Source organism: Massilia glaciei (assembly GCF_003011895.2).
GTDB classification, from domain to species: domain Bacteria; phylum Pseudomonadota; class Gammaproteobacteria; order Burkholderiales; family Burkholderiaceae_D; genus Telluria_A; species Telluria_A glaciei.
Genome location: NZ_PXWF02000211.1, coordinates 1 through 23,605 on the forward strand (window position 1 = coordinate 1; position 23,605 = coordinate 23,605).

At 66.8% G+C, this 23,605-nt stretch carries 19 protein-coding genes and 1 pseudogene; 5 read left to right on the forward strand and 15 right to left on the reverse strand.

All coding sequences use genetic code 11. From position 1 onward, the window contains the following. From C7C56_RS12825 to C7C56_RS30710, 8 genes are all read right to left on the reverse strand, one after another. A partial coding sequence (locus C7C56_RS12825; protein ID WP_502506496.1) for a type IV pilus assembly protein FimV occupies positions 1-579 on the reverse strand: 579 nt, incomplete at its 3' end. 336 nt (positions 580-915) lie between these two features. Beyond that, a complete protein-coding gene (gene asd / locus C7C56_RS12830) occupies positions 916-2,043 on the reverse strand; it encodes an aspartate-semialdehyde dehydrogenase (RefSeq protein ID WP_106757818.1) in 1,128 nt (375 codons plus the stop codon). Between the two features lie 43 nt (positions 2,044-2,086). Next, entirely contained in the window at positions 2,087-3,157 is a 1,071-nt protein-coding gene (leuB, locus tag C7C56_RS12835; protein ID WP_106757784.1) for a 3-isopropylmalate dehydrogenase, read from the reverse strand. A gap of 70 nt (positions 3,158-3,227) precedes the next feature. Beyond that, entirely contained in the window at positions 3,228-3,875 is a 648-nt protein-coding gene (gene leuD / locus C7C56_RS12840) for a 3-isopropylmalate dehydratase small subunit (protein ID WP_106757785.1), read from the reverse strand. A 69-nt stretch (positions 3,876-3,944) separates the two neighbouring features. Continuing rightward, complete coding sequence (locus C7C56_RS12845; RefSeq protein WP_106757786.1) at positions 3,945-4,067, reverse strand: entericidin A/B family lipoprotein; 123 nt, start codon at positions 4,065-4,067, stop codon at positions 3,945-3,947. Positions 4,068-4,109: 42 nt separating this feature from the next. Then, positions 4,110-5,513 (reverse strand): 3-isopropylmalate dehydratase large subunit, encoded by a 1,404-nt coding sequence (gene leuC, locus C7C56_RS12850; protein ID WP_106757787.1) that lies wholly within the window; start codon positions 5,511-5,513, stop codon positions 4,110-4,112. Positions 5,514-5,742: 229 nt separating this feature from the next. Beyond that, positions 5,743-7,680, reverse strand: coding sequence for a chemotaxis protein CheA (locus tag C7C56_RS12855; RefSeq protein ID WP_106757788.1), 1,938 nt, complete (start codon positions 7,678-7,680; stop codon positions 5,743-5,745). Then, a complete protein-coding gene (locus tag C7C56_RS30710) occupies positions 7,680-9,269 on the reverse strand; it encodes a protein phosphatase CheZ (protein ID WP_370660205.1) in 1,590 nt (529 codons plus the stop codon). Before C7C56_RS30710 ends, C7C56_RS12855 begins: the two co-directional genes overlap by 1 nt. Positions 9,270-9,652: 383 nt before the next feature. Here C7C56_RS30710 and C7C56_RS12865 point away from each other — a divergent pair, with 383 nt between their 5' ends. The 3 genes from C7C56_RS12865 to C7C56_RS12875 all read left to right on the forward strand — a co-directional run bounded on the left by C7C56_RS12865 (position 9,653) and on the right by C7C56_RS12875 (position 12,184). Continuing rightward, positions 9,653-10,147: a universal stress protein gene (locus tag C7C56_RS12865; RefSeq protein ID WP_106757789.1), complete on the forward strand. Its 495-nt coding sequence runs from the start codon at positions 9,653-9,655 to the stop codon at positions 10,145-10,147. A gap of 143 nt (positions 10,148-10,290) precedes the next feature. Then, positions 10,291-10,935 carry a response regulator gene (locus C7C56_RS12870; RefSeq protein WP_106757790.1) on the forward strand — a complete coding sequence of 215 codons (645 nt, stop codon included), beginning with the start codon at positions 10,291-10,293 and terminating at the stop codon, positions 10,933-10,935. A 445-nt stretch (positions 10,936-11,380) separates the two neighbouring features. Beyond that, positions 11,381-12,184, forward strand: coding sequence for a Crp/Fnr family transcriptional regulator (locus C7C56_RS12875; protein WP_106757791.1), 804 nt, complete (start codon positions 11,381-11,383; stop codon positions 12,182-12,184). A 458-nt stretch (positions 12,185-12,642) separates the two neighbouring features. On the opposite strand, the gene C7C56_RS12880 is transcribed toward C7C56_RS12875, so the two are convergent. The 7 genes and pseudogenes from C7C56_RS12880 to C7C56_RS12910 all read right to left on the reverse strand — a co-directional run bounded on the left by C7C56_RS12880 (position 12,643) and on the right by C7C56_RS12910 (position 21,259). Continuing rightward, entirely contained in the window at positions 12,643-13,599 is a 957-nt protein-coding gene (locus tag C7C56_RS12880) for an outer membrane lipoprotein (RefSeq protein WP_146204460.1), read from the reverse strand. A gap of 322 nt (positions 13,600-13,921) precedes the next feature. Beyond that, positions 13,922-15,628 (reverse strand): RecQ family ATP-dependent DNA helicase, encoded by a 1,707-nt coding sequence (locus C7C56_RS12885; RefSeq protein WP_106757793.1) that lies wholly within the window; start codon positions 15,626-15,628, stop codon positions 13,922-13,924. A gap of 370 nt (positions 15,629-15,998) precedes the next feature. Then, a pseudogene (locus C7C56_RS30715) lies at positions 15,999-16,126 on the reverse strand (carboxymuconolactone decarboxylase family protein); the annotation flags it as partial. 70 nt (positions 16,127-16,196) lie between these two features. Beyond that, the gene (locus C7C56_RS12895) at positions 16,197-16,745 is read right to left on the reverse strand and encodes a peroxiredoxin (RefSeq protein ID WP_106757794.1); all 549 of its coding nucleotides are present in this window, start codon (positions 16,743-16,745) and stop codon (positions 16,197-16,199) included. A 192-nt stretch (positions 16,746-16,937) separates the two neighbouring features. Then, a complete protein-coding gene (locus C7C56_RS12900; RefSeq protein WP_106757795.1) occupies positions 16,938-18,071 on the reverse strand; it encodes an OmpA family protein in 1,134 nt (377 codons plus the stop codon). Between the two features lie 18 nt (positions 18,072-18,089). Next, a complete protein-coding gene (locus tag C7C56_RS12905) occupies positions 18,090-19,871 on the reverse strand; it encodes an Ig-like domain-containing protein (protein WP_106757796.1) in 1,782 nt (593 codons plus the stop codon). 251 nt (positions 19,872-20,122) lie between these two features. Next, on the reverse strand, positions 20,123-21,259 hold the full coding sequence (locus tag C7C56_RS12910) for an OmpA family protein (RefSeq protein WP_106757797.1): 1,137 nt from the start codon (positions 21,257-21,259) through the stop codon (positions 20,123-20,125). A 478-nt stretch (positions 21,260-21,737) separates the two neighbouring features. Between C7C56_RS12910 and C7C56_RS12920 the strand changes: the two genes are divergently transcribed. Then, a complete protein-coding gene (locus tag C7C56_RS12920; protein ID WP_106757799.1) occupies positions 21,738-22,136 on the forward strand; it encodes a hypothetical protein in 399 nt (132 codons plus the stop codon). Then, on the forward strand, positions 22,133-23,587 hold the full coding sequence (locus C7C56_RS12925) for a DUF7125 family protein (RefSeq protein WP_106757800.1): 1,455 nt from the start codon (positions 22,133-22,135) through the stop codon (positions 23,585-23,587). The genes C7C56_RS12920 and C7C56_RS12925 overlap by 4 nt, the downstream gene beginning before the upstream one ends. The last annotated feature ends 18 nt before the right edge of the window (positions 23,588-23,605 follow it).

The following is a 23,605-nucleotide window of genomic DNA, read 5'->3' on the forward strand; positions in this document are numbered from 1 at the left end:
CGGGGCCGGGGCCGGGGCCGGGGCCTGCTGCTGGACCGGCTGGGCCGGGGTCGAGGCGACCTGGCTCGGCGCCGGAGCGGCCGGCACCGGTTGCGGCTGGCGCACCACCACCGCGCGCGGGACCGGCGCGACCTGCACCGGCTGCATCGTGCGCAAGTCGGCGGGGTCGAGCAGGAAGGTGTACTCGCGCACCAGGCGGCCCTTGTCCCAGCTCAGTTCGAGCAGCATGTCGACGAAAGCCTCGTTGACCGGCTGGGTGGAGGTGATCTTGACGAACTGGCGGCCGTTGCGCTGCTCGATCGAGAAACGCAACGAGGACAGTGCGGGGTTGTATTCGATGTTGGCGAGCTGGAAGGCGGAAATCGGAGCCACCTTGGCCATCAGCCCGGACGACTCGTCGTCGGAGACCGAGGTCAGTTCGATTTCGGCCCGCAGCGGCTGGCCGAGCGAGGACAGGACGGTCAACTTGCCGAGTCCTGCCGCGTAAGCCGTAGATGAAAGTAACACTGCGCTGGCGACCGCGCTGGTGAGTGTTTTCAACGCAAACGTCATGATCTTGGGGCGAGTGTTTACATGCATAGTTGGCGGAAATTTGGGTTAACGAGGGAAAAAGCGTGTTTCCCGGAGGTCTCAACATATCATCATGCCGTGGAGCATGCAAGCTTTGCGCACCATTCAGCATCCGAAGCGCGGTTTATATGCGCACTCTGCCTAGTAAATGCGCAAACTAGCCGCATTTTCCATGCCAATTCCGGGCCTGAACACATTTTGTAGGGCCCTGCAAGGCGGGCCTCCCTGGACGCCCGCACCGGTCCGCCGGTGTAAAACGGAAATCAGCCCGGCAATGCCAAGCCCCCCCAAGAACGACAGGCCCGCATGCGCACAAGACTACCCCATCCGCACGGCCCCCAAAGCCTACCTGTCGAGAATGATCCGCAACATGCGCCGCAGCGGCTCGGCCGCGCCCCACAGCAACTGGTCGCCGACCGTGAACGCCGACAAATACTCGCCGCCCATCGACATCTTGCGCAGGCGCCCGACCGGGATCGCCAGGCTGCCCGTCACCGCCGCCGGCGACAGCTCGCGCATCGAGGCCTCGCGGTTGTTCGGGACCACTTTGACCCAGTCGTTGGCGCCGGCGATGATGTCGTTGATCTCGTCGAGCGGCACGTCGCGCTTGAGCTTGATGGTCAGCGCCTGCGAGTGGCAGCGCATTGCGCCGATGCGCACGCACAGGCCGTCGACCGGGATCTCGGCCAGGCCGGAGGCGGCGCCGCGCCCGAGGATCTTGTTGGTCTCGGCGCCGGCCTTCCATTCCTCCTTCGACTGGCCGTTGCCCAGGTCCTTGTCGATCCACGGGATCAGGTTGCCCGCCAGCGGCACCCCGAACTGTTTGGTTTCGTCGGGCGACATGCCGTGCTGGGTCGCCAGCACCGCGCGGTCGATCTCGAGGATCGCGGCGGCCGGATTGTCGAGCAGCGGCCGCACGGCGGCGTTGATGGTGCCGAACTGGGTCAGCAGTTCGCGCATGTGCTGGGCGCCGCCGCCCGAGGCGGCCTGGTAGGTCATCGAGCTCATCCAGTCGACCAGGCCGTGCTGGAACAGCCCGCCCAGGCCCATGAGCATGCACGAGACGGTGCAGTTGCCGCCCACATAGTTGCGCACGCCCTTGCCGAGCGCGTCCTTGATGACGTCGAGGTTGACCGGGTCGAGCACGATGACGGCGTCGTCCTGCATGCGCAGGGTCGAGGCGGCGTCGATCCAGTAGCCGTTCCAGCCGCTCGCGCGCAGCTTGGGGAACACCTCGCCGGTGTAGTCGCCGCCCTGGCAGGAGATGATGATGTCGCACTTGGACAGCTCGGCGATGTCGCCCGCGCTCTTGAGGATGGTTTCGTTCTTGGCCATCGCGGGGGCCGCGCCGCCCGCGTTCGAGGTCGTGAAGAACACCGGTTCGATGTGGGCGAAATCACCCTCGTCCTGCATGCGCTGCATCAGGACCGAACCGACCATGCCGCGCCAACCTACCAAGCCTACTAATTTCATCATGTTCCCTCTGGTGATATTGAATTTGTTCGTTCTACGCCATTTACTTGAGCGCCCTGAGCACGGCCTCGCCCATCTCGGCCGTGCCCACGCGCGTGGTGCCCGGCTCGTGGATGTCGGCCGTGCGCAGGCCCTGCGCCAGCACCGCCTTGACGGCGTCCTCGATGCGGTCGGCCTGTTCGGGCAGCCCGAGCGAGAAGCGCAGCATCATCGCCGCCGACAGGATGGTCGCCAGCGGATTGGCGATGCCCTTGCCCGCGATGTCGGGTGCCGAGCCGTGCGAGGGCTCGTACAGGCCCTTGTTGTTGGCGTCGAGCGAGGCCGACGGCAGCATCCCGATCGAGCCGGTCAGCATCGCGGCGCAGTCCGACAGGATGTCGCCGAACATGTTGCCGGTGACGATGACGTCGAATTTCTTGGGCGCGCGCACCAGTTGCATGGCCGCGTTGTCGACATACATGTGCTCGAGCGCGACGTCCGGGTAGTCGCGGTGCACCTCGGTGACGATGTCGCGCCAGAACTGGAACGTCTCGAGCACGTTGGCCTTGTCGACGCTGGTGACGCGCCCGTCGCGCTTGCGCGCGGCCTGGAACGCGACGTGGGCGATGCGCCGGATCTCGGTCTCGGCGTAGCGCATCGTGTCGAAGCCCTCGCGCTCGCCCTTGAACGGGCCGTCCGGGCATTCGCGCACGCCGCGCGGCTTGCCGAAATAGATGTCGCCGGTGAGCTCGCGGATGATCAGGATGTCGAGCCCCGAGACCACCTCGGGCTTGAGGGTCGAGGCGCCGGCCAGCTCCGGATACAGGATCGCCGGGCGCAGGTTGGCGAACAGCCCGAGCTCCCTGCGCAGGCCGAGGATGGCCTGCTCCGGGCGCAGCGCGCGCTCGAGCGTGTCGTATTTGTAGTCGCCGACGGCGCCGAACAGCACCGCGTCGGCGGCCTTGGCCAGCGCCAGCGTGGCCTGGGGCAGCGGGTGGCCGTGGCGCGCGTAGCCCTCGCCGCCGACGGCGGCCGATTCCATCTCGAATGGTTCGCCAAGGGCGCCGAGCACCTTGGCCGCCTGGGCCACGATCTCGGGGCCGATGCCGTCGCCGGGCAGGATTGCGATCTTCATTTTGCGGGTTTCTCTATTTTGCTGGCGCGGGGTCCAGATGTGGTTCGGGGTGCGGGCGCGGTGCGGGCCCTCAGATGGCGTTGGCCAGCCAGGGCTGGCGCGCCAGGTGGCGCTCCTCGAAGGCGCGGATCTCGTCGGCGTGGCGCAGCGTCAGGCCGATGTCGTCGAGGCCGTTGATCAGGCAGAATTTGCGGAACGCGTCGATCTGGAACGGGTACGACAGGCTGCCGCTGCTGGTGGCCACGCACTGGCGCTCGAGGTCGACGACCAGGCGAAAGCCCGGGAACGCCTTGACCTCGTTGAACAGGTGCTCGATTTGCGCCTCGGGCAGCACCACCGGCAGCAGGCCGCTCTTGTAGCAGTTGTTGAAGAAGATGTCGGCGAAACTGGGCGCGATGATGGCGCGGAAGCCGTACTGGTCGAGCGCCCACGGCGCGTGTTCGCGCGAGGAGCCGCAGCCGAAATTTTTACGCGTGAGCAGGATCGAGGCGCCCTGGTAGCGCGCCGCGTTGAGCACGAAATCGGGGTTCAGCGGGCGTTTGCTGTTGTCCTGGCCGGGTTCGCCGTGGTCGAGGTAGCGCCACTCGTCGAACAGGTTCGGCCCGAAACCGGTGCGGTGGATCGACTTGAGGAACTGCTTCGGGATGATGGCGTCGGTGTCGATGTTGGCGCGGTCGAGGGGCGCCACCAAACCTTCGTAAATCGTGAATTTTTCCATGTCATTCTAGCGAGATCGCGCGCGTGCCGCTCGCGGCGCATGGGGCGCCGCCGGCGGCCCGGCGTGGGTTTATTTAGTGGCGGCTCGTTCGACCTTGTCGCCGACCTTCTGGACGTCCTGGCCGAAGCCTTGCATGGTGTTGCACCCCGCGAGGAACAGGGCGATTGCTGCGAAAGCGATTAGTTTTTTCATGGTGGGACTCCGTGTGAAAGTGTTGTTGTTGTCGCGGTGCGCCTATCGCACCGCGCGTACATCGACGAAATGGCCGGCGATACCGGCCGCCGCCGCCATGGCGGGCGAGACCAGGTGGGTCCGCCCGCCCTGCCCCTGGCGACCCTCGAAATTGCGGTTCGAGGTCGAGGCGCAGCGCTCGCCCGGCTCGAGCCGGTCGGCGTTCATTGCAAGGCACATCGAGCAGCCCGGCTCGCGCCATTCGAAGCCGGCGTCCTTGAAGATCTTGTCGAGCCCCTCGCGCTCGGCCTGGTCCTTGACCAGTCCCGAGCCCGGCACCACCAGCGCCAGGCGCACGTTCGAGGCGCGCCGCTTGCCGCGCACCACGGCGGCGGCGGCGCGCAGGTCCTCGATGCGCGAATTGGTGCACGAGCCGATGAACACCTTGTCGATGCGGATGTCGGCGATCGCGGTGTTGGGCTTGAGGTCCATGTAGACCAGCGCCTTCTCCATGGCGTCGCGCCGCACCGGGTCTTTTTCGAGGTCGGGGTCGGGCACGCGGCCGTCGATGGCGGTGACCATCTCGGGCGAGGTGCCCCAGGTCACCTGCGGCACGATGGCCGCCGCGTCGAGCGTGACGACCAGGTCGAACTGGGCTCCGGGGTCGCTGTGCAGGGTACGCCAGTAATCGAGCGCGCGCTCCCAGTGCGGCCCGGCCGGCGAGTACGGGCGGCCCTTGACGTAGTTGACGGTGGTCTCGTCGACGGCGACCATGCCGGCGCGCGCGCCCGCCTCGATCGCCATGTTGCACACCGTCATGCGGCCCTCCATCGACAGCGCGCGGATGGCCGAGCCGCCGAATTCGATCGCGTAGCCGGTGCCGCCGGCGGTGCCGATCCTGCCGATCACGGCCAGCACCAGGTCCTTGGCGGTGACCCCGGCCGGCAGCACGCCGTCGACCTGGACCAGCATCGCCTTCGATTTCTTGGCCAGCAGGGTCTGGGTCGCGAGCACATGCTCGACCTCGGAGGTGCCGATGCCGTGCGCCAGGCAGCCGAAGGCGCCGTGGGTCGAGGTGTGCGAGTCGCCGCACACGACCGTCATGCCGGGCAGGGTCGCGCCCTGCTCCGGGCCGATCACGTGCACGATGCCCTGGCGCTTGTCGTTCATGTTGAAGTAGGTCAGGCCGTAGCTCTTGGCGTTGGCGTCGAGCGTTTCGACCTGCAGGCGCGAGACCGGGTCGGCGATGCCGCCGGCGCGCGCGGTGGTCGGCACGTTGTGGTCGGCCACGGCCAGGTTGGCCGAGGTGCGCCACAGCGCGCGCCCGGCGGCGCGCAGGCCGTCGAACGCCTGCGGGCTGGTCACCTCGTGCACCAGGTGGCGGTCGATGTAGAGCACCGTGGTGCCGTCGGCCTCGGCGCGCACCACGTGCGATTCCCAGAGTTTGTCGTAGAGCGTTTTTTGCATATGTTTGGAGTGGAACTTTTCAGTGAAACGGCCCCGTTGCGCAGGTCATGCAATGATTATGCCATATTTGTGCATTGCGGCAGTAGCACGCCGGATTTGGAACAAACTCGATGCGAATGGCGCCCCTACAAAATTTAATTCCGTAATTGGTCTGTTAAACAGAATAAAAAAAATGCATGTTGGAAAACAACAGGCATTTCGACTGCTTCGCCCCCCGCGATTATTTGCCTTATGCGGCCAGTTTCACGGTCGAGCGGCAGCCGTCCATGAGGAAGGACAGGCCCACCACCAGCACCAGCTCGCCCTCGGCCGAGCGCGCCGTGCCCGTGATGCCGTCGACCGCGATGGCCGTCATCGGCTTGATCACGAGGTCGGCGGTGCCGTCGACCGCGGCCACCGCCAGGATGTAGGGCTGGGGCGCGGCGACCACGATGCCGACCCGTTCCACGCATGGCTCGTAGCCGAGCGCGGCGGCCAGCGAGCGCACCGGCAGCGGCCGGCCCTGGTCCTTGAGCACGGGCGCGCCGCCGACCTGCAGGAACGTCTCGGGCAGTTCGAGCACGCGCTGCACCGCCGCCATCGGCAGCGCCAGCGCCGCGTCCGAGGTCGACACCAGCATGGTCGGCACGATCGAGAGCTCGATCGGCAGCCGGATCGCGAACGTGGTGCCGTGGCCGAGCGATGATTCGATGTGGACCGCGCCGCGGTTTTTCTCGACCGCCGTCTTGACCACGTCCATGCCGACCCCGCGCCCGGACACCGACGAGGCGATCTCCTTGGTCGAAAAGCCCGGCAGGAACACCAGCTGGAAGGCGTCCTCGTCGGTGGCGGCGCCGTTCTCGCCGATCAGGCCCTTCTCGATCGCCTTGCGCCGCAGCCGCGCCGGATCCATGCCGTGGCCGTCGTCGTGCAACACGATCATCACGCTGTTGGCCTCCTGCCATGCCCGCAGCGAGATGACCGACCTGGCCGGCTTGCCGGCGGCGGCGCGCTCGGCCGGGGTCTCGACCCCGTGGTCGAGCGCGTTGCGCAGCATGTGCACCAGCGGGTCGTACAGGCTGTCGACCACCACCCGGTCGACCTCGGTCTCGGCGCCCTCGATGTTGAGTTCGACGTCCTTGCCCAGGTCCTTGGCCAGCTCGCGCACCAGGCGCGGGAATTTCTGGAACAGGCGCCCGACCGGCTGCATGCGGGTCGCCAGCGTGGCGCGCTGGAGTTCGGCCGAATAGCGCGAGGCCCGTTCCAGCGTCTCGCCCAGGGTCACCATCAGGCCGGCGGCGGCGCCTTCGAACTTGAACTGGAGCAGGCGCTCGAGCAGCACCGCGGCCTGGTTGGCCGCCTGCACCGATTCGCCGGCCACCTCGAGCAGGGCGTCGAGCTTGACGGCGTCGACCCGGATGCTGTCCTCCTTGACCGGGGCCGAGGCGGCGCGGAATTCCTGGACCCGCTCCTCGCGCCGCTCGGCCTGTTCGACCTGCTCGGCGGCGCGGCGCGCCTGCGCCAGCGCCTCCTGCAGAAACGCCGATTTGGGGGCGCCGGCCGGGTTGTCGGCCGGGTTGTCGGCCGGGTTGTCGGCCGGGTTGTCGGCCGGGTTGTCGGCCGCGGTGTCGGCCGCGGTGCCGGCCGCGGTGTGGGCCGGATTGTCGGCCGCCGCCCCGGCCGCGCCGCGGGTGGTGCGGGTGCCGGGCGGGGTGACGGCCAGGAACAAGGCTTCCCAGTCGACCAGGCTGGCGCCGGCCGCGGATGGCGCCGGCGCGGCGCCGGACACGGCCAAGGGGCCGCCTTTCTCGTCGATCGCGTCGCGCAGGATGCGCTCGAGCGAGGCCGGCATCGCCGCCAGCTGCTCGGGCGCGACGCCGGCGCCGAGCGCGCTGAGCTGGTCGGCCACGAAGCCCGACGCCTGCAGCGCCGCCTCGATCGCGATCGGGGTCACCGGCGCGGCGCCGGTGCGCAGCGCGTCGAACAGGTTCTCGGTCAGGTGGCAGGCCGCGACCATCGCCGGCAGGTTCATGAAGCCGGCGCCGCCCTTGATCGTGTGGAAGGAGCGGAACACGGCGTTGAGCGTGTCCCTGTTGCCGGGATCGCGCTCGAGCCGCAGCAGGTGCTCCTCGACGTTGACCGCCAGCTCCATCGCCTCGACGACAAAATCCTTGAGCATGTCATCCATCAGAACCCCAGATCGTCTAGTAGGCCGTCCACATTGTGCTGGTCGAGCGCGACCGACGGCACCGAGGGTCCCTGCATGAGCTGCTTGGGCATGAATTTGTCGCGCACGCCGGGCGGCGCGTTATCGCGCAGCAGTTCGGCCAGCTCGTGCTCGACCGTCTGGGTCAGCGCGACCACTTTCGTGATCAGCTGGCCCGTGATGTCCTGGAAGTCCTGCGCCATCATGATGTCGAGCAGGCGCGCCTTTTCGGCCTCGCCGGCGGCGGCCACGGTACGCGCGAACTGGCGCGAATCGTCCGCCAGCTGCTTGAATTGGTCGACGCTCAGTTCGCCTGTGAACAGGGCGTCCCAGCGCGCCTCCATGGCGCGCCCGGCGGCCGCCAGCGCGTCCTGCGCGGGCATGCCCTCGTCGAGCGTGTTGAGCACCTTGGTGGCGGCGCGCTCGGTCAGGCTGGCGACGTACTCGAGCCGGTCCTGCACCGCGACGATCTGCGACGAGGCCGCCGTCAGCGCGTTGTCGCAGTTGATTTCGCCGAGCGAATCGTGCATCAGGCGCACGATGCCGCCTAGGCGGTCGTACATCGGCTTGCATGGTCCTCCCTCGAGCGAGGCGTCCGGTTCGACCGGCGCGCTGGCGGCGGGCGCCGGCGTGGCCGGCACCTCCCAGCCCGCCGCTGGCGCCGGGGCTGGCGATTCGGGCACCTCCCAGCCGGCTTTGGCCGCTTTCGCCGCGGGTTTTTCCGGGGTCTCCCAGCTTGCCTTGGCGGCCGGCGTGGCCGGTGTTTCCCAGCCCGCCTTGGCGGCCGGCTTGTCGGGTGTCTCCCAGCCGGCTTTCGCGGCCGGCTTGTCGGGCGTCTCCCAGCCTGCTTTCGCGGCCGGCTTGTCGGGCGTCTCCCAGCCTGCTTTCGCGGCCGGCTTGTCGGGCGTCTCCCAGCCTGCTTTCGCGGCCGGCTTGTCGGGCGTCTCCCAGCCTGCTTTCGCGGCCGGCTTGTCGGGCGTCTCCCAGCCTGCTTTCGCGGCCGGCTTGTCGGGCGTCTCCCAGCCTGCTTTCGCGGCCGGCTTGTCGGGCGTCTCCCAGCCTGCTTTCGCGGCCGGCTTGTCGGGCGTCTCCCAGCCTGCTTTCGCGGCCGGCTTGTCGGGCGTCTCCCAGCCTGCTTTCGCGGCCGGCTTGTCGGGCGTCTCCCAGCCTGCTTTCGCGGCCGGCTTGTCGGGCGTCTCCCAGCCTGCTTTCGCGGCCGGCTTGTCGGGCGTCTCCCAGCCTGCTTTCGCGGCCGGCTTGTCGGGCGTCTCCCAGCCTGCTTTCGCGGCCGGCTTGTCGGGCGTCTCCCAGCCTGCTTTCGCGGCCGGCTTGTCGGGCGTCTCCCAGCCTGCTTTCGCGGCCGGCTTGTCGGGCGTCTCCCAGCCGCCCTCCTGGGCCGCTGGCACGGCAGACGCCGCACGCGCCGCGGCGATCTGGTCGAACAATCCTTCGAGGTCGTCCTCTGCAAGCTCGGCCGTCACGCCAGGGGAAGCCGGCGCGCCCAAGCCGGCCTCGCGCTGGGCCGCCACTTCGTCGAATAGTGCGTCGAAATCATCGGCGGCGTCGGTCATGATGCGTACTTCTCCCTAATTTGTTGTCACAATCAAACGTGGCTGACATCGGGCCTGTCCTTGGTAAAAGAAAAGATTGGCCGCATGCACACGAGTGTAGCAGCGCGCGACACGATCGGTAAATCGACATGCGCTGCGCGCCGGCAATTACGGTTGAAAGCCGTCCGACAGCCAACGAGGGCGCGATTTTGACGGCTTCCTGATGTTGAGTGTTGTATTTCGGAAACCAAGTTTGCCCAGCACTGCCATAGAAACACGCGCCGGTGCAATCTCATGATCGAAATAACGCGCCACCTTGAGCTATGTCAAAGGTTTTCGTTCTATCAATAGTCAGAAGCCGAACTACAATGGAAAATGTGCAGTGCTTCGAAGGGAGAAGGGCCATGTACCGGAAAATTCTGATCACCAGCGACGGCTCGTCCGTTTCGCAGCACACCGCCTGCGCGGGCGTCGAATTCGCCCGCCAGATGGGCGCCGAGGTGCTGGTCCTGTTCGTGGCGCCTGAATACCAGTATCCGGTCTATGTCGAAATCATTCCGCCATCGTATCCGAGCGAAGATGAATATGTGGCGCAAATGAAGCGGATCGGGGCCGAGAACCTCAAACCGATCCTCGACGCGGCGCGCGCCCACGGCATGGTCGCGACGGGCACGACGGCGTTTTCGGACGCCACCGCGCTGAAGATCATAGACGTCGCCGACGAACAAAGGTGCGACTTGATTTTCATGGGTTCGCACGGACGGAGCGGCTGGGGCCAGTTGTTGCTTGGCAGCGTGACCAACAAGGTATTGTCGCACACGCTCAAGCCGGTCCTGGTGCACCGGCTCATCGGCGAACCGGCGGCGCAGGGAACGCGCGACGGGACACGGGAGGCGTGAACGCCCCAATCGAACGTTGCGCAATTGTTAATTTGGCTTTACTCTGCTGACCTGAGCGATGGTTAGTTTATTGCATTACCAACAGTACTACGCGCGCCGGCCACCCAAAGGCGGGCATGCGTCAACAAGCAAGAATGCACCTTATGATACGAATTGTTATTGCCGACGACCACACGATCATGCGCGAGGGCCTCAAGCGGATCCTCGACGGCGCGCTCGACATCGACATCGTCGGCGAAGCAATCAACGGCTTTGAAGTCCTTTCGCATGTGCGCCAGGGCGGCTTCGACCTGCTGCTGCTCGACTTGTCGATGCCGGGCCGCAGCGGCGTCGACCTGATCCGCCAGATCCGCAGCGAGGCGCCCAAGCTGGCCATGCTGATCCTGACCATGCACGAGGAAGAACAATATGCGGTGCGCGCGATCCGCGCCGGCGCCCAGGGCTACCTGACCAAGGAAAGCGCGGGCACCCAATTGGTGGGCGCGATCCGCAAGGTGGCCTCGGGCCGTCCTTATATCAGCACCGAAGTGGCGGAGCAATTGGCGCTCAACATCATGACACCCAACGAGCAATTGCTGCACAAACAGCTTTCCGACCGCGAGTTCGAGGTCTTCTCGCTGCTCGTGAGCGGCAAGTCGATCACCGAGATCGCCAACAGCCTTCACCTGAGCGTCAAGACCGTCAGCACCCACAAGACGCGCATCATGCAAAAGATGGGGATGACGTCCCTGTCGGAGATGGTGCAGTACGCGGTGGCCCACCGTCTGCTGTCCCCATTCAAAAACTAGGGGCGGATTTTTTTAGACAGCAGCGCCAGTTTTTTGTGCCGATAAGCGTCAATCAGACGCGTTCGCCCCGAACGCGAGGACGCCGCCGGCGGCGCGCCGGCGACCGCCTCGCACCCTCTGCGCGCCAACAGCGAACGTAAGACTCGTCCTACATACGCGCGCCCTATCCTACCTTCCAATTCAGCGTTTGCTGATATCAATGCCGGACTCGAGTTGGCATACTAAATCCAAGCAAAACGACTTGCCTGCGCCAATATCAGCCCGCAAGCCATTGCAGTCTTGCTGCCCATCACACAGTAGCGACGGTCCCGCCAAGTCAAGGGACCGCCATTACAACACCGTGATTGCCTGCAGCCAAAAAAATTAGTTCCCAACCTGGAGATGAGCATGCAGTCAACGTCAGAACCACGCCCCAACTTCCTCGTCGACTTTGCATTCATCTCCGATGGAAGCTGGCCGTCAACGCCAGGGCCGACTCTGGTCCAACCTCAAAGAGGTCTGCGACCTGCTGCACATCACCGCAGCCGTCTCGGTCAACACCGAAGAACTCCTGTTCCAGCACGTCCAGTTCAAGACGGGGCAGCGCGTACACACCATAGGGCAGGCGTTCGACACGCTCTATATCGTCAACTCCGGCTTCCTCAAGACCGTGCTCATCGACGAATTCGGAAACGAGCAAGTCCTCAGTTTCCCCATGAAGGGCGACATGCTCGGCGTCGACGGCATCCACACCCGCCATTACGCCTCCGAGGCCGTCGCGCTGTCCGATTGCGACCTGATCTTGCTCCCGTTTAAAAAGCTCACTGCGCTCGGCCGCGTCCACCTCGAACTCGAAAACGTCATGTACGGCGTGATGAGCCGCGAGCTGGTGCGCGAGCAAGCCATGATCGGCATGCTCGGCGCGCTTTCGGCCGAGGCGCGCGTCGCCCGTTTTCTCGTCTCGCTGGCCGACCGCTTTGCCGCGATGGGGTATTCAAGCAAACTGTTCAACCTGCGCATGACGCGCCACGAAATCGGCAGCTATCTCGGCCTCACGCTCGAAACGGTGAGCCGGACCTTGTCGGCATTCAACGAGATCGGCCTCATCACGGTGGACCAGCGCACCATCGGCATCAAAGACGCCGAGGCCCTCAAGACCTTGCGCCGCCTGCCGCCGTCCCGTTCGCGCGCAAAGCAATCGAGCGCCGCGCGCCTGAAGGCCGAAAACGAACAGGCAGGCGACGCGCCGCTGCTGGCGGCGACGATCTGACACCGACCGGGCGCAGAGAAACCACAAAAGCAGTCCAGCAACAACGGCCGGCATCCTGGAAAGGTTGCCGGTTTTTTTGTCGCCTGCTCGGGCGCATCATCACGCGCCCCGGGGCCGGGTTGCCAACGTGGCCGCGTCCCCTCGGGGAGTCGGGCGCTGTGCGGCGCCGGGTGCCTTTGGGGCGCCGGGCCCTGCGGAGCCGGGCGCCTGTGGGGAGCGGGCCGCTTTCGAAGCGGGTTGGCGGCGCGGGCAGCTTTTGCGCCGCCCCGGACGCGACTGCTGTTCTTGCCGGAGGCGGTGCATCGTTCGGCACGGCGGCGCTACATCCGCACGTGCGTGACGCGGCGCCCCAAATCTGGCGGCGCGGCCGCAGGCGGACAGGCGCAAAAAAACCGGCTTCCTTCGCGGGGCCGGTTTTTTGTCGTCCGCGCCGGCTGGCGGCGCGGGCGGGTCAGGCGTTACTGGTCGCGCGTGAGCACGCCATCGTTGACACGGACTTTTTCGCCGACGCGCACGCCTGGATCGTTTTCGTACGTCACGGTCTGGGTGCCGCCGTTCTGGAAGCGGACCAGCACTTCGTAGTGGTTGGTCTTCTTGGCGTTGCGCTCGATATTGCGGCCGATATATGCGCCGCCGAGCGCGCCGGCGATCTGCGCCGCCGTCTTGCCGCTGCCCTTGCCGACCTGGCTGCCGAGCACCGCGCCGAGCACGCCGCCACCGATGGTGCCGAGGTAATTGCCATCACCTGTCACTTCGACGACATTGACCGACTCGATCGTTGCGCAATTGGTGCAATAACGCGCTGTCTGCGCCACCGGCTGGATGGCCGGCATCGCTTGCAGCGGCTGCGCCAGGGTCGCACTGACAACGCGGTTGTTGATGCGCAGGTTCGCCACCACCACGCTATTGGGGCGGATGTTGTCGGCGCGGCGGATCACATAGTCGCCGCGGTATTCGCCGGGCGCCACTTCCGGCAGGAAGAAGGTGCCACGGGCGCCCGTGATGCTCATGTCGACCTTGGCGCCCGGAGTGCCGTAGACGGCGAAACTCAGGTCGTTGCCGTCGCGTAGTTCGGTGCTGCCGACGGCCTGGAACTTCTCGATCCGCGGCGCGTTGGCTGCGTAGTCGCGCGCGTCGCGTCCATCACGGGCATCGCGGGCGGCGCGGCGTTGGCCGGGCGCGCGCAACAACGATTCGCTGAGCACGCCGCTGGTGACGAGGTTGGCGACGCGCAGGTTGGCCGTCACGCGGCTGTTGGCGGTCACACGGTCGCGGGTGCTCAGGGTGTAGGTGCCTTCGTACTGGCCGGGATTGGTCTCGACCAGATTCAGGTTGCGGCGCGCGCCGGCGATGCTCAGGGCCGCACGGCCGCCCGGCGTGCCGTAAAGCGTGAAATCGAGCTCAGCGCCCGGCACCAGGCGGCGCACCTCGTCGACGGCGAAGCCGCGGATCGCGGGCGCCGTGACGACCGTTGCGGTGAGTTGGGCCTGCGCCGGCGCGGCCAGGGTCAGGGAAAAGAGGGGAATCGCCGCCAGCAGCCCAGCGGCTAAAGTTTTTGTCGTTTTGATGATGTTCTCCTTGGGGTGGTTGTACAGCGGCGCGGAAATTCCTTTCAGCGTATGGAAAAAGATTACGCCCGCAAACCAAAGAGGTCTGTTCGCTAGCGTACCGAATGTTCACGGCAAGGGGACGGGCCAAGGCTGGCGCAAAGCGCCCGATGCCGCCGCCGCGCCGGCGTCACGCGGGCCTGACGTAGTCGGCCAGGAAGGTGCGCGTGGCGCTGTCGGGGAAGGCGATCGTGACCTGGTCGCCGGCCACGGCGAGCACGGTGCCGGCGTCGAATTTCGGCACGCGCACGCGCGCGCCGACCTCGAACGCGGGCGCGGCCGGGGCCGCCGGGGCGGTGTCGAATTCGTCGTCGCGGATCACGATCGCCTCGACCGCGGGCGCGCACCGGCAGTTGTCGCAGGCGCCGCAGCGCTCGAAGCCGTCGACCTGGTCGCCGAAATAATCGAGCAACAGCTTCCAGCGGCAAGATCCGCTCAGCGCGTAGGACACCATCTGCTCGAGCGCCTCGCGGTCGCGCTCCTGCTTGTGCGTGTAAACGCCTGCCAGTTGCTGGAGCGTCTCCGCGCCCGGCTCGGCCTTGCCGGGCAGAAAGGCGAGCCTGCGGTCCTGGCGCAGCAGGCGCGCGTCCTTGAGCAGCTTGAGGCAGACCTTGAGTTTGCCCGGGGCCAGCTGCTCCCCGCCGCAGCGGCCCTTGCGCAGCGCCTCGAACGTGGCGGGCCCATCGCGCAGCAGCGCGCACGCGTCGTGATGGATGGCCTTCAGCTCGGCCACGCCCGGATAGTGCCTGGCGAGGAAAAACTGCTGGACCCGTTCGTCGTCCTGGAAATACAGCAAGATGCAGTCGGCGCCGGCGCCGTCGCGTCCCGCCCTGCCCGACTCCTGGTAAAACGCCTCGAGCGTGGCCGGCACCTGCAGGTGGAGCACGAAGCGGGTGTCGGGCTTGTCGATGCCCATGCCGAAGGCGTTGGTGGCGACCATCACGCGCCGCGCGCCGCCCATGAACAGGTCCTGGCTTTGGCGGCGCTCGTCGGCGCCGAGTCTGCCGTGGTACAGCGCCACGCTCTCGCCGGCGTGTTCGAGCAGCGCGTGCATCTCTTCGGCCGCCTTGACGGTGGCCGCGTACACGATGCCGGCGCCGGCGCGCGCGCGCACCAGCGCCAGCGCCCGGGCCGCGCGCTCGTCGTGGTTGGTGACCTGGATCTCGCTGTAGCGCAGGTTGGCGCGGTAGACGCCGGTGTTGATCACGCGCATGTGCGGGCGGCCGAGCTGGCGCCCGATGTCGCCCACCACGTCGTCGGTCGCGGTGGCCGTGAGCGCGAGCACGGGCGGCCCGCCGAGCGCGCCGAGCGCGCCGCCGATCTCGAGGAAGGCGGGGCGGAAGTCGTGCCCCCAGCGCGAGATGCAGTGCGCCTCGTCGAGTACGACGAGGTCGATCCTGAGCCGCGCGAGCAGCGCGACGAACGCGGGCAGCGCCAGCCGCTCGGGGGTGCAGAACACGATCTCGTTGGCGCTGTCGGGAATGCGCGCGAGCGCCTCCTGCTCCTGCTCGCGCGTCAGGCTGCTGTTGACCTCGATGGCGCCGATGCCGAGCGCCTCGAGTTTTTCGCGCTGGTCCTTCATGAGCGAGATCAGGGGCGAGACCACCACCGTGGTGCCGCGCATGAGCTTGGCGGGGATCTGGTAGCACAGCGACTTGCCGCTGTCGGTGGGCATGATGGCGAGGGTGTCTTGCCCGTCGAGCACGCTGTCGATGACCTGCTGCTGGCCGTCGCGCAGGCGCTCGATGCCGAACACGCCGCGCAGCAGTTTACCAATGGCATGGCGGCGCGCAGCGCGTGCGCCGGGTCGGACGTGGGTTGGATCGGGTCTGCTCATGGGTACAATGTAAGGGCGATCGGGCGCGCGCGCAGTAGGAGCTGGCCGGGCGCGCATGTAGGCCGATGTAGGCCGATGGTGGTGGCGCGCCCCGCGCGGTGCGCGCCGGCCACGCGACGGCGTGTTGTCCTACAAAGTCGTGGACATTCCGCTGATGCCGGCGGGAAGCGGGCTCGACTAAGATGAAGGCATCCCATCCCCCGACACCTGGAGCACCCCATGACCCGCATGTTTCCCATGATCTGGACCGCAGTGCATCTGTGCGTGGCCGGCGCGGCGACCTACGTGCTGTGTTCGACCAACCTGCTGGCCGGCATGTCCGTGGTGTTCCACTGAACCTTGCCCGGCCGCCAATTGACAGGACAGCCTCCTAGCGCGAGGCGGCCACCACCCGCGCGGCGGCGTTGACGACGGTGGCGATGCGGCCGACGTCGCGCAACTGCTGGGCGCTCATGCCCTCCTGCTTGAGCAGCTCGAATGCGACTTCACGCAGAAATCGGCCTCGCTGAGCACGCCGGCGAAGAGGATGGCGTCGATCAGCGGCCGCGGGTTTGGGAACGGCCGCGCCTTACAGCGTGGCGCCGCCCACCGGACGGTTGCACGGGCACAATTCGTCCGTCTGCAGGCCGTCGAGGATGCGCAGGATCTCGGACGGGTTGCGTCCGACGTTGAGGTTGTTGACCGAGACGTGCTGGATGACATTGTCGGGGTCGACGATGAAGGTCGCACGCAGGGCCACGCCGGCGGCCTGGTCGCGCACGCCAAGCATGTCGACCAGCGCGCCGGTGGCGTCGCCGAACGCGTAGTGGTTCAGCTTGTCGAGGTCCTTGTGCTCGCGGCGCCATGCCAGCTTGCAAAATTCATTGTCGGTCGAGCCGCCCATCAGCACCGCGTCGCGGTCCTTGAGGTCCCCGTTCATCTTGGCAAACTCGACGATCTCGGTCGGGCACACGAAGTTGAAGTCTTTCGGATAGAAGTAGATGACTTTCCACTTGCCCGGGAACGAAGCTTCGGTGATCGTCTCGAAAGCCGATACGCCGTTCTCCTCGTGGTGGTTGAAGCCCGGCTTGGCTGCCTGCACGCTGAACGCGTCTAGTTTCTCGCCTACGGTTTTCATTCTTGAGCTTCCTTGCAATGGTTGGTAAAAGGGCTGCCGGACGCGAGTTTAGAGCTATTCGATTGGGATTTGAATTAGTATTTCCCTACATGCCCGATAGGCGCGCCCGCGCCCGGCCGGCGCGAAAAAAAACCGCCCGCGCCTCGCGGGGCGGACGGTCGCTTTGGCGGGCGCGGCGCCCGCCAGGCGTGCTTACTTCATCACGGTGCGGGTGCCGACCACCTCGACCGTCACGCGGCGGTTCTTGGCGCGCCCTTCGGCGGTGTCGTTGCTGGCCACCGGCTGGCTCTCGCCCTTGCCCTCGGTGTAGACGCGGCTGGCGTCGACGCCCTTCGAGACCAGATACGCCTTGACCGCCTCGGCGCGGCGTAGCGACAGCTTCTGGTTGTAGGCGTCCGAGCCGACCGAATCGGTGTGGCCGACCGTGACCATCACCTCCGTGTCCATCCCCTGCAGCTGGGTGAGCAGGTTGTCGAGCGCGCTCTGGCCTTCCGGCTTGACGACCGACTTGTCGAAGTCAAACAGCGCCTCGGCCGCGAACGAGACCTTCTCCGACACCGGCACCGGGGCCGGCGCGGGCGCCGGCGCCGGCTCTACCACCACCACCGGCTCGGGCGCCGGGGCGACGTAGACCGGGGCCGGACGCGCGTGCGGGCGGCCGAACTTGTAGACCAGGTTGAGCGAGGCCAGGTCGACGTCGCCGCGGTTGCCGATCGAGTCCTTGACCCGGTAGCGTTCGACTTCGGCGCGCAGCGCCAGCGCCTCGGTGAATTTGAACTCGAGCCCGAGCCCGACCTTGGGGCCGAAGCTCTTCTCGCTGGTGCGCGGGCCGGTCAGGGCGTTGAGGCGGTTGCCCGTGAACTCGGCCTTCGATTGCGTGTAGGCGGCGCCGACCCGGCCGAACACCGAGAAGCGCTGCGACAGCGGCAGCATCGCCACCAGGTCCAGGTTCACGCCGCGGAAGGCGGCCTTGCCGTTGAACACCTGGGCCGGCGGCGCGGTAGAGGCGAACGAGAATTCGCCGAGGTCGTAGAAACCGCCCTCGATCGCGAAATTGCGGTTGAGCTGCTTGCCCAGGTAGACCTTGAAGCCGCGGTCCTTCTCGTCGACCGTGATCGCCGCGCTCGGCGCGCCGGTCGAGAGCATCGCCGACAGGATGCGCTGCTCGTCGATGTTGGCCTTGGTGATGCCGGCGCCGGCGCCCATGTACCAGGCCGAATTGGCCCACTCGGGGTTGATGAACTGGTCGTCGGCGGATGCCGCCTGGCTGGCGAGCAGAGCGATGGCGACAGCGGTGAACGTCCCCATTTTTTTTGCGTATGTCATGTTTGTGGCTCCGGTGGATTAGTCGACGATGCTGATTTGATTGTTACGCAGGGTCACGGCGGCGGCGCTGAGCACCCGGCCGCTGAGCAGCGTGGTGTTGTCGCCGAGCGTGATCGCGGCCGACTGCGCCATCAGGGTGCCCTTGAAGACGCTGTTGGCGCCGAGCGTGGTCGCTCCGACCGGCACCCAGAACACATTGGCCGCCGAGGCGCCGCCGGTGAAGGCGACGATCGAATTGGCGGTCGTGTTCAGGGTCGAGGCGGTGCGGAAGATGTACAGGCCGGGGCCGTTCATGGTGAAGGTGCCCGTCATGCTGATGGCGCCGGCGTAGCAATACACGCCGGGGGTGAACACCATGCCGCCGAGGTCGACGCCGGCGGCCGAGCTGACGTCGCAGATGCGGCTGTTGGCGTCGGTGATGGCAACTTGCAGCGCGGCGAGCGCGTTCGTCAGGGGCAGGCCCGACTTGTAGTTGCTGTAGCCGGCGCTCTGGACCGGGTCGGTCGTTTGCGACGGCGCGCCGACGTCACCGGTGACGAGCGTGGTGCCGCCCGAGTTGTTGGTGATCGAGGTGCCGGCGAGCACGCCGAAGTTGGCCGCCGCGCCCAGGTTGATCGTGTTCAGCACTGGCGCCGGGGCGGTGACGGTGAGCACGGCGAAGCCCGAATCGGCGCCCGCGGTGGCGGTGATGTTGGCGGTGCCGGCCATCAGGCCGCTGGCCAGGCCGCCCGGGACGACGGTGGCCACCAGCGGCGCGCTCGAGGTCCAGACCGCGGTGTTGGTGATGTTGCCGGTCGACGCATCCGAATAGGTGGCGGTGGCGGTGAACTGGCGGCTGTTGCCGACGGCGACGCTGGTTGGCGACGGAGTCACGGCGATCGAGGTGATGGTCGCGGCCGGCACCAGGACGGTGGTGCCCGCGCTCATGCCGTTGAAGGTGGCGGTCACGAGAGCGTTGCCGTTGGAGACGCCGGTCACGAGGCCGCTAGTGTTGATGGTGGCGACGGCCGGCGAGGCCGACACATAGGTGCTGCTGGCGGTGACGTTGACCGTGCTCAGGTCCGAATAGCGGGCCGTGACGAACATCTGGCGCGTGGCGCCGATCTGCACCGTCGGCGCCAGCGGCGCGAGCGTGACCGCGACCAATGCCAGCGGGGTGACGGTGAGGTTGGTCGAAGCGCTGCGGGTGCCGGAGGTGGCGGTGATCACGGTGGTGCCGGGGGTGACGCCGCGCGCCAGGCCCGTGGTGGCGTTGATCGTCGCCACCGCGGGCAGGCTCGAGGCGAAGGTCGTCACCGCCGAGATGTCGCGCGTGCTCGCATCCGAGAACGTGCCCATCGCGGTGAACTGCTGGTTGATGCCGACGCTGATCGAGCTGTTGACCGGAGCGACCTGGATCGACACCAGCGTGGCCGGGGTCACGGTCAGGGCGGCGGCGCCCGTCTTGCCGCCGAAGGTGGCGCTGATGCTGGCGCTGCCCGGGACCAGGCCGCGCGCGCTGCCCGTGGCGGCGCCGACCGTGGCGACGGCCGGGGCGGACGACACCCAGGCCGAGTCGGTGGTGACGATGCGCGACGAGTTGTCGGAGTAGGTCGCGGTGGCGACGAACTGCTGGGTGCCGCCGGCGGCGATCGAGGCCGTGGCCGGGGACACCGCCACCGAGACCAGGGTCGCGCCGGGCATGCCGAGGATCGGGTCGCGGCCCTGGTCGCCGCCGCCGCCGCAGGCCGACAGCAAGGCGCTGGCGAAGATGCCGACCGCGCATAGGAGTGTGCGTGTGTGTTGCTTGAAACCGTTCATGGTATTTCCTTCGCTTTGATGAGGTCTTGTCGAAAACCTGTTGCGGACAATTGAGGCCGCCAAGTCTCGACTATCAACCTTTCAAAAGCCTAACTCCGTGCGTTAGCGAACATAGCACCCGGCGGAGACACACTAATACAAAAAAACAACAAATGCCGGCGATGTCCGGGCGCGCCGGACGAAAAAAATCCGCCCGGCTTGCGCCGGGCGGATTTTGGGGGAACGGGGCGCGTCGCCGCGCCGGGTCCGATTTACTTCATGACGGTGCGGGTACCGACGACTTCAACGGTCACGCGGCGGTTCTTGGCGCGGCCTTCGGCGGTCGTGTTGTCGGCGATCGGCTGGGACTCGCCCTTGCCTTCGGTGTACACGCGGCTCGCATCGACGCCCTTCGAGACCAGATATGCCTTGACCGCTTCGGCGCGGCGCATCGACAGCTTCTGGTTGTAGGAGTCGCTACCGATCGAATCGGTGTGGCCGACGGTGACCATGACTTCCGTGTCCATGCCTTGCAGCTGGGACAGCAGGTTGTCGAGGGCGTTTTGGCCTTCGGCCTTGACGACCGACTTGTCGAAGTCGAACAGCGCTTCGGCGGCGAACGAGACTTTTTCCGACACTGGCACCGGGGCCGGCGCTGGCGCTGGTGCTGGCTCGACCACAACGACCGGCTCCGGCGCCGGGGCGACGTAGACTGGCGCTGGCTGGGCCACTGGACGGCCGAACTTGTAGATCAGGTTGACCGAGTACAGGTCGACGTCCTTGCCCAGGCCGACGGTCTTGTCGACGCGATAGCGCTCGGCTTCGACGCGCATGGCCCAAGCTTCGGTGAATTTGTACTCGAGGCCCAGGCCCACTTTCGGGTTCAGGCTGCGCTCGCTGACTTCTCTGCCGCCGGCGCGGCCTACCAGCACCGAGCTGCCGCTGTTGCGCGCCTTGTATTCCGAGTAGTGCACGCCGAGACGGCCGTACACCGAGAAACGCTGCGACAGCGGCATTTGCGCCAGCAGGTCCATGTTGAAGCCGCGGAAGACGGTGTCGCTGTTCAGACCGGATACCGGCGCGGTCGCGTTCATGTGGGTGTAGTGGTGGCCCAGTTGGAAGTAGCCGCCCTCGACCGCGAAATTGCGGCCCAGTTGCTTGCCCAGGTAGAGCTTCGAACCGTAGTCCTTGGTGTCGCCGCGGATGCCCGTCGCCGTGCTGCCCGCCGGCAGGACCGCGCGCAGGCTTGCCGCGTCGAGGTCCGAGCGCGATTGGCCGATGCCGTTGCCTATGTACCAGGCCGAATTGGCCCACTCAGGATTGTCGAAACCGTTTTGTGCCATCGCGCCTTGCGCGAAAAAGGCGAACGCGACTGCGCTGAATGTACCCATCTTTGCTGCTAATTTCATTTTATTCTCCAGTAGGGGTTGGTCGATTACTTACTTCTTACTTCATGATCTGCATGGCGCGCGGTGCAGCGTCAGGCTGGACCCCAGCCTCGCATCGGCGTCCGTTGAAAACGCCTTGCAAGATGATTGCCTGCCACCAAGAATCAACTATGCCCGCTCTGACTAGTCCGCTCAGTTCGCTACCGCACATTACCTGAAAACTTGGAAACTTTATGCGATAAAACAACATCCGCGGACCCATCATGTGCATGCCAGCGCTTCATTCGATTTACTCCTGACAACATTATACCAATTCGGCAAGGCGACTGTGAAATGCGCGTGCGCCCCTCCCCCCCTTCGGCGCGGCGCTTGCGCCCGGGGCAGGGAACGGTGCTATGGCCGGATGCCGCTTTGGGCTAAAATGTCACACGCCATTAATGTTGCGCCAAAGAGACATCGGGGGTGGCAGTGCCACCCGGCTCCCGCCGCGCCACCACCCATGCAAACAAACACCGAGCTGTTGCAAGCGATCATGCGGGAACTGGCGGCGCCGGGCGCCGGGCCGTCGGCGGCCGCCGCCGGCGCCGGCCTGTGCGGGCGGGTCGGGCACAAATTCGGGCCGCTGGTCGGCCCGGCCACCCTCGCGCTGCTGTTCGGGCGCAGCCTCGAGACGCACCGCGCGCGCTTTCCGTGGCTGCCGCGCAGCGCCGAGCCGGCCGCGCTCGAGCGCAGCTTCGGTGCGCGCGAGGCGCACGAGGTGGCCGCCGCCACCGGCGCCGTGCTCGACACCTTCATCACCCAGATGGCGACCCAGATCGGCACCCGCCTGACCCACCAGTTCCTGCGCTCGGTCTTCCCCGCCGCCACGCCGGCACCACCCCAGGAGAATCCCGAATGACCGACAAACTCAACCTCGAGCGGCTATCCACGAGCGTGCCGGGCCTCGACCTCGTGCTCGGCGGCGGCCTGCCGAAACTGTCGTTCAACATCATCGGCGGCGCCCCGGGCAGCGGCAAGACCACCTTCGCCCAGCAGATCATGTTCGGGCTGGCCGGCCCCGGCTGCAAGGCCCTGTTCTTCACCGCCATGGGCGAGCCGCCCGTCAAGATGTTGCGCTACCAGCAGCAGTTCGCCTTCTTCGACTTCGACAAGGTCGACACCGACGTCAAGTTCATCAGCCTGGCCGCCGAGGTAAGCGAGGGCAACTACGACGGGGTGCTGGCCCAGATCATCCGGCAGGTCGAGCTGCACGCGCCCTCGCTCGTGTTCATCGATTCGTTCCGCTCGTTCACCCAGGGCGCCAAGGGCGAGCAGCAGGAGGTCCACATGCTGCAGTCGTTCGTGCAGCAGCTCGTGACCCACATGACGGGCTGGAACGCGACCACCTTCCTGGTCGGCGAATACCTGGTCAACGAGACCGACAAGAACCCGATCTTCACGGTCGCCGACGGCATCGTCTGGCTCAGCCAGCATGTGCACCGCAACGCCATGGTACGCAAATTGCAGGTCATCAAGATGCGCGGCCAGAAGCAGCGGCCCGGCCTGCACACCTTCCGCATCAGCGGCGCCGGGGTCGAGGTGTTCCCGCGCGTGATCGCCGCGCCCGACCCGGCCGGCGCCGGCGCGGCGCGCCGCGCCCCGCCGGCGCGCCTCTCGCTCGGGGTCGCCGCGCTCGACGAGATGCTCGGCGGCGGACTGCCGCAGGGCTACTCGATGCTGCTGGTGGGCCCGTCGGGCTCGGGCAAGACCACGCTCGCGACCGCGTTCCTGGCCGAGGGCGTGCGCCAGGGCGAGCGCGCGGTGCTGGCCACGTTCGAGAAAAGCGCGCGCCAGCCGGGCGACGACAGGCTCGACCAGATGGTGCGCGAGGGCAAGGTCGGCCTGCTCAACATGCGCGAACTGGACCTCTCGGTCGACGAGACGCTGCACGAATTGCTGCTGCTGATCAAGGCGAAAGGGGCCCGGCGCGTGGTGCTCGACTCGCTCTCGGGCTTCGAGCTGGCGCTGGCGCCGGAGTTTCGCGAGGACTTCCGCGAGTCGCTGTACCGGATGGTCACGGTGCTGTGCGACAGGGGCGTGACCTTGCTCATGACGACCGAACTCGAGGACGACTACACCGGGCTGCGCCTGTCGCCCTACGGCAGCGCGTTCCTGGCCGACGCCATCGTGCTGCAGCGCTATATAGAGACGCAGGGCGAATTGAAGACCGTGATCACGGTCGTCAAGCTGCGCGGCAGCGCCCACAGCCGCCAGATGCGCCAGTTCGACATCACCGACGACGGCATCGTGATCGGCGCCGCGCCGGTGCCCTTCGAGGGCGCCCTGCTCGGGCGCGCGCGCGACTACTGAGAGGCTGAGAGGCCGGCG

Coding starts and splice junctions, on each gene's coding strand:
- C7C56_RS12870 (WP_106757790.1), top strand. CDS start 10,291: ATGATACGAATTGTTATTGCCGACGACCACACGATCATGCGCGAGGGC.
- C7C56_RS12900 (WP_106757795.1), bottom strand. CDS start 18,071: ATGACATACGCAAAAAAAATGGGGACGTTCACCGCTGTCGCCATCGCT.
- C7C56_RS12925 (WP_106757800.1), top strand. CDS start 22,133: ATGACCGACAAACTCAACCTCGAGCGGCTATCCACGAGCGTGCCGGGC.
- leuD (WP_106757785.1), bottom strand. CDS start 3,875: ATGGAAAAATTCACGATTTACGAAGGTTTGGTGGCGCCCCTCGACCGC.
- C7C56_RS12865 (WP_106757789.1), top strand. CDS start 9,653: ATGTACCGGAAAATTCTGATCACCAGCGACGGCTCGTCCGTTTCGCAG.
- C7C56_RS12910 (WP_106757797.1), bottom strand. CDS start 21,259: ATGAAATTAGCAGCAAAGATGGGTACATTCAGCGCAGTCGCGTTCGCC.
- asd (WP_106757818.1), bottom strand. CDS start 2,043: ATGAAATTAGTAGGCTTGGTAGGTTGGCGCGGCATGGTCGGTTCGGTC.
- C7C56_RS12855 (WP_106757788.1), bottom strand. CDS start 7,680: ATGGATGACATGCTCAAGGATTTTGTCGTCGAGGCGATGGAGCTGGCG.
- C7C56_RS12905 (WP_106757796.1), bottom strand. CDS start 19,871: ATGAACGGTTTCAAGCAACACACACGCACACTCCTATGCGCGGTCGGC.
- C7C56_RS12885 (WP_106757793.1), bottom strand. CDS start 15,628: ATGAGCAGACCCGATCCAACCCACGTCCGACCCGGCGCACGCGCTGCG.
- C7C56_RS12845 (WP_106757786.1), bottom strand. CDS start 4,067: ATGAAAAAACTAATCGCTTTCGCAGCAATCGCCCTGTTCCTCGCGGGG.
- C7C56_RS12920 (WP_106757799.1), top strand. CDS start 21,738: ATGCAAACAAACACCGAGCTGTTGCAAGCGATCATGCGGGAACTGGCG.
- C7C56_RS12875 (WP_106757791.1), top strand. CDS start 11,381: ATGGAAGCTGGCCGTCAACGCCAGGGCCGACTCTGGTCCAACCTCAAA.
- leuB (WP_106757784.1), bottom strand. CDS start 3,157: ATGAAGATCGCAATCCTGCCCGGCGACGGCATCGGCCCCGAGATCGTG.
- leuC (WP_106757787.1), bottom strand. CDS start 5,513: ATGCAAAAAACGCTCTACGACAAACTCTGGGAATCGCACGTGGTGCGC.
- C7C56_RS12895 (WP_106757794.1), bottom strand. CDS start 16,745: ATGAAAACCGTAGGCGAGAAACTAGACGCGTTCAGCGTGCAGGCAGCC.
- C7C56_RS30710 (WP_370660205.1), bottom strand. CDS start 9,269: ATGACCGACGCCGCCGATGATTTCGACGCACTATTCGACGAAGTGGCG.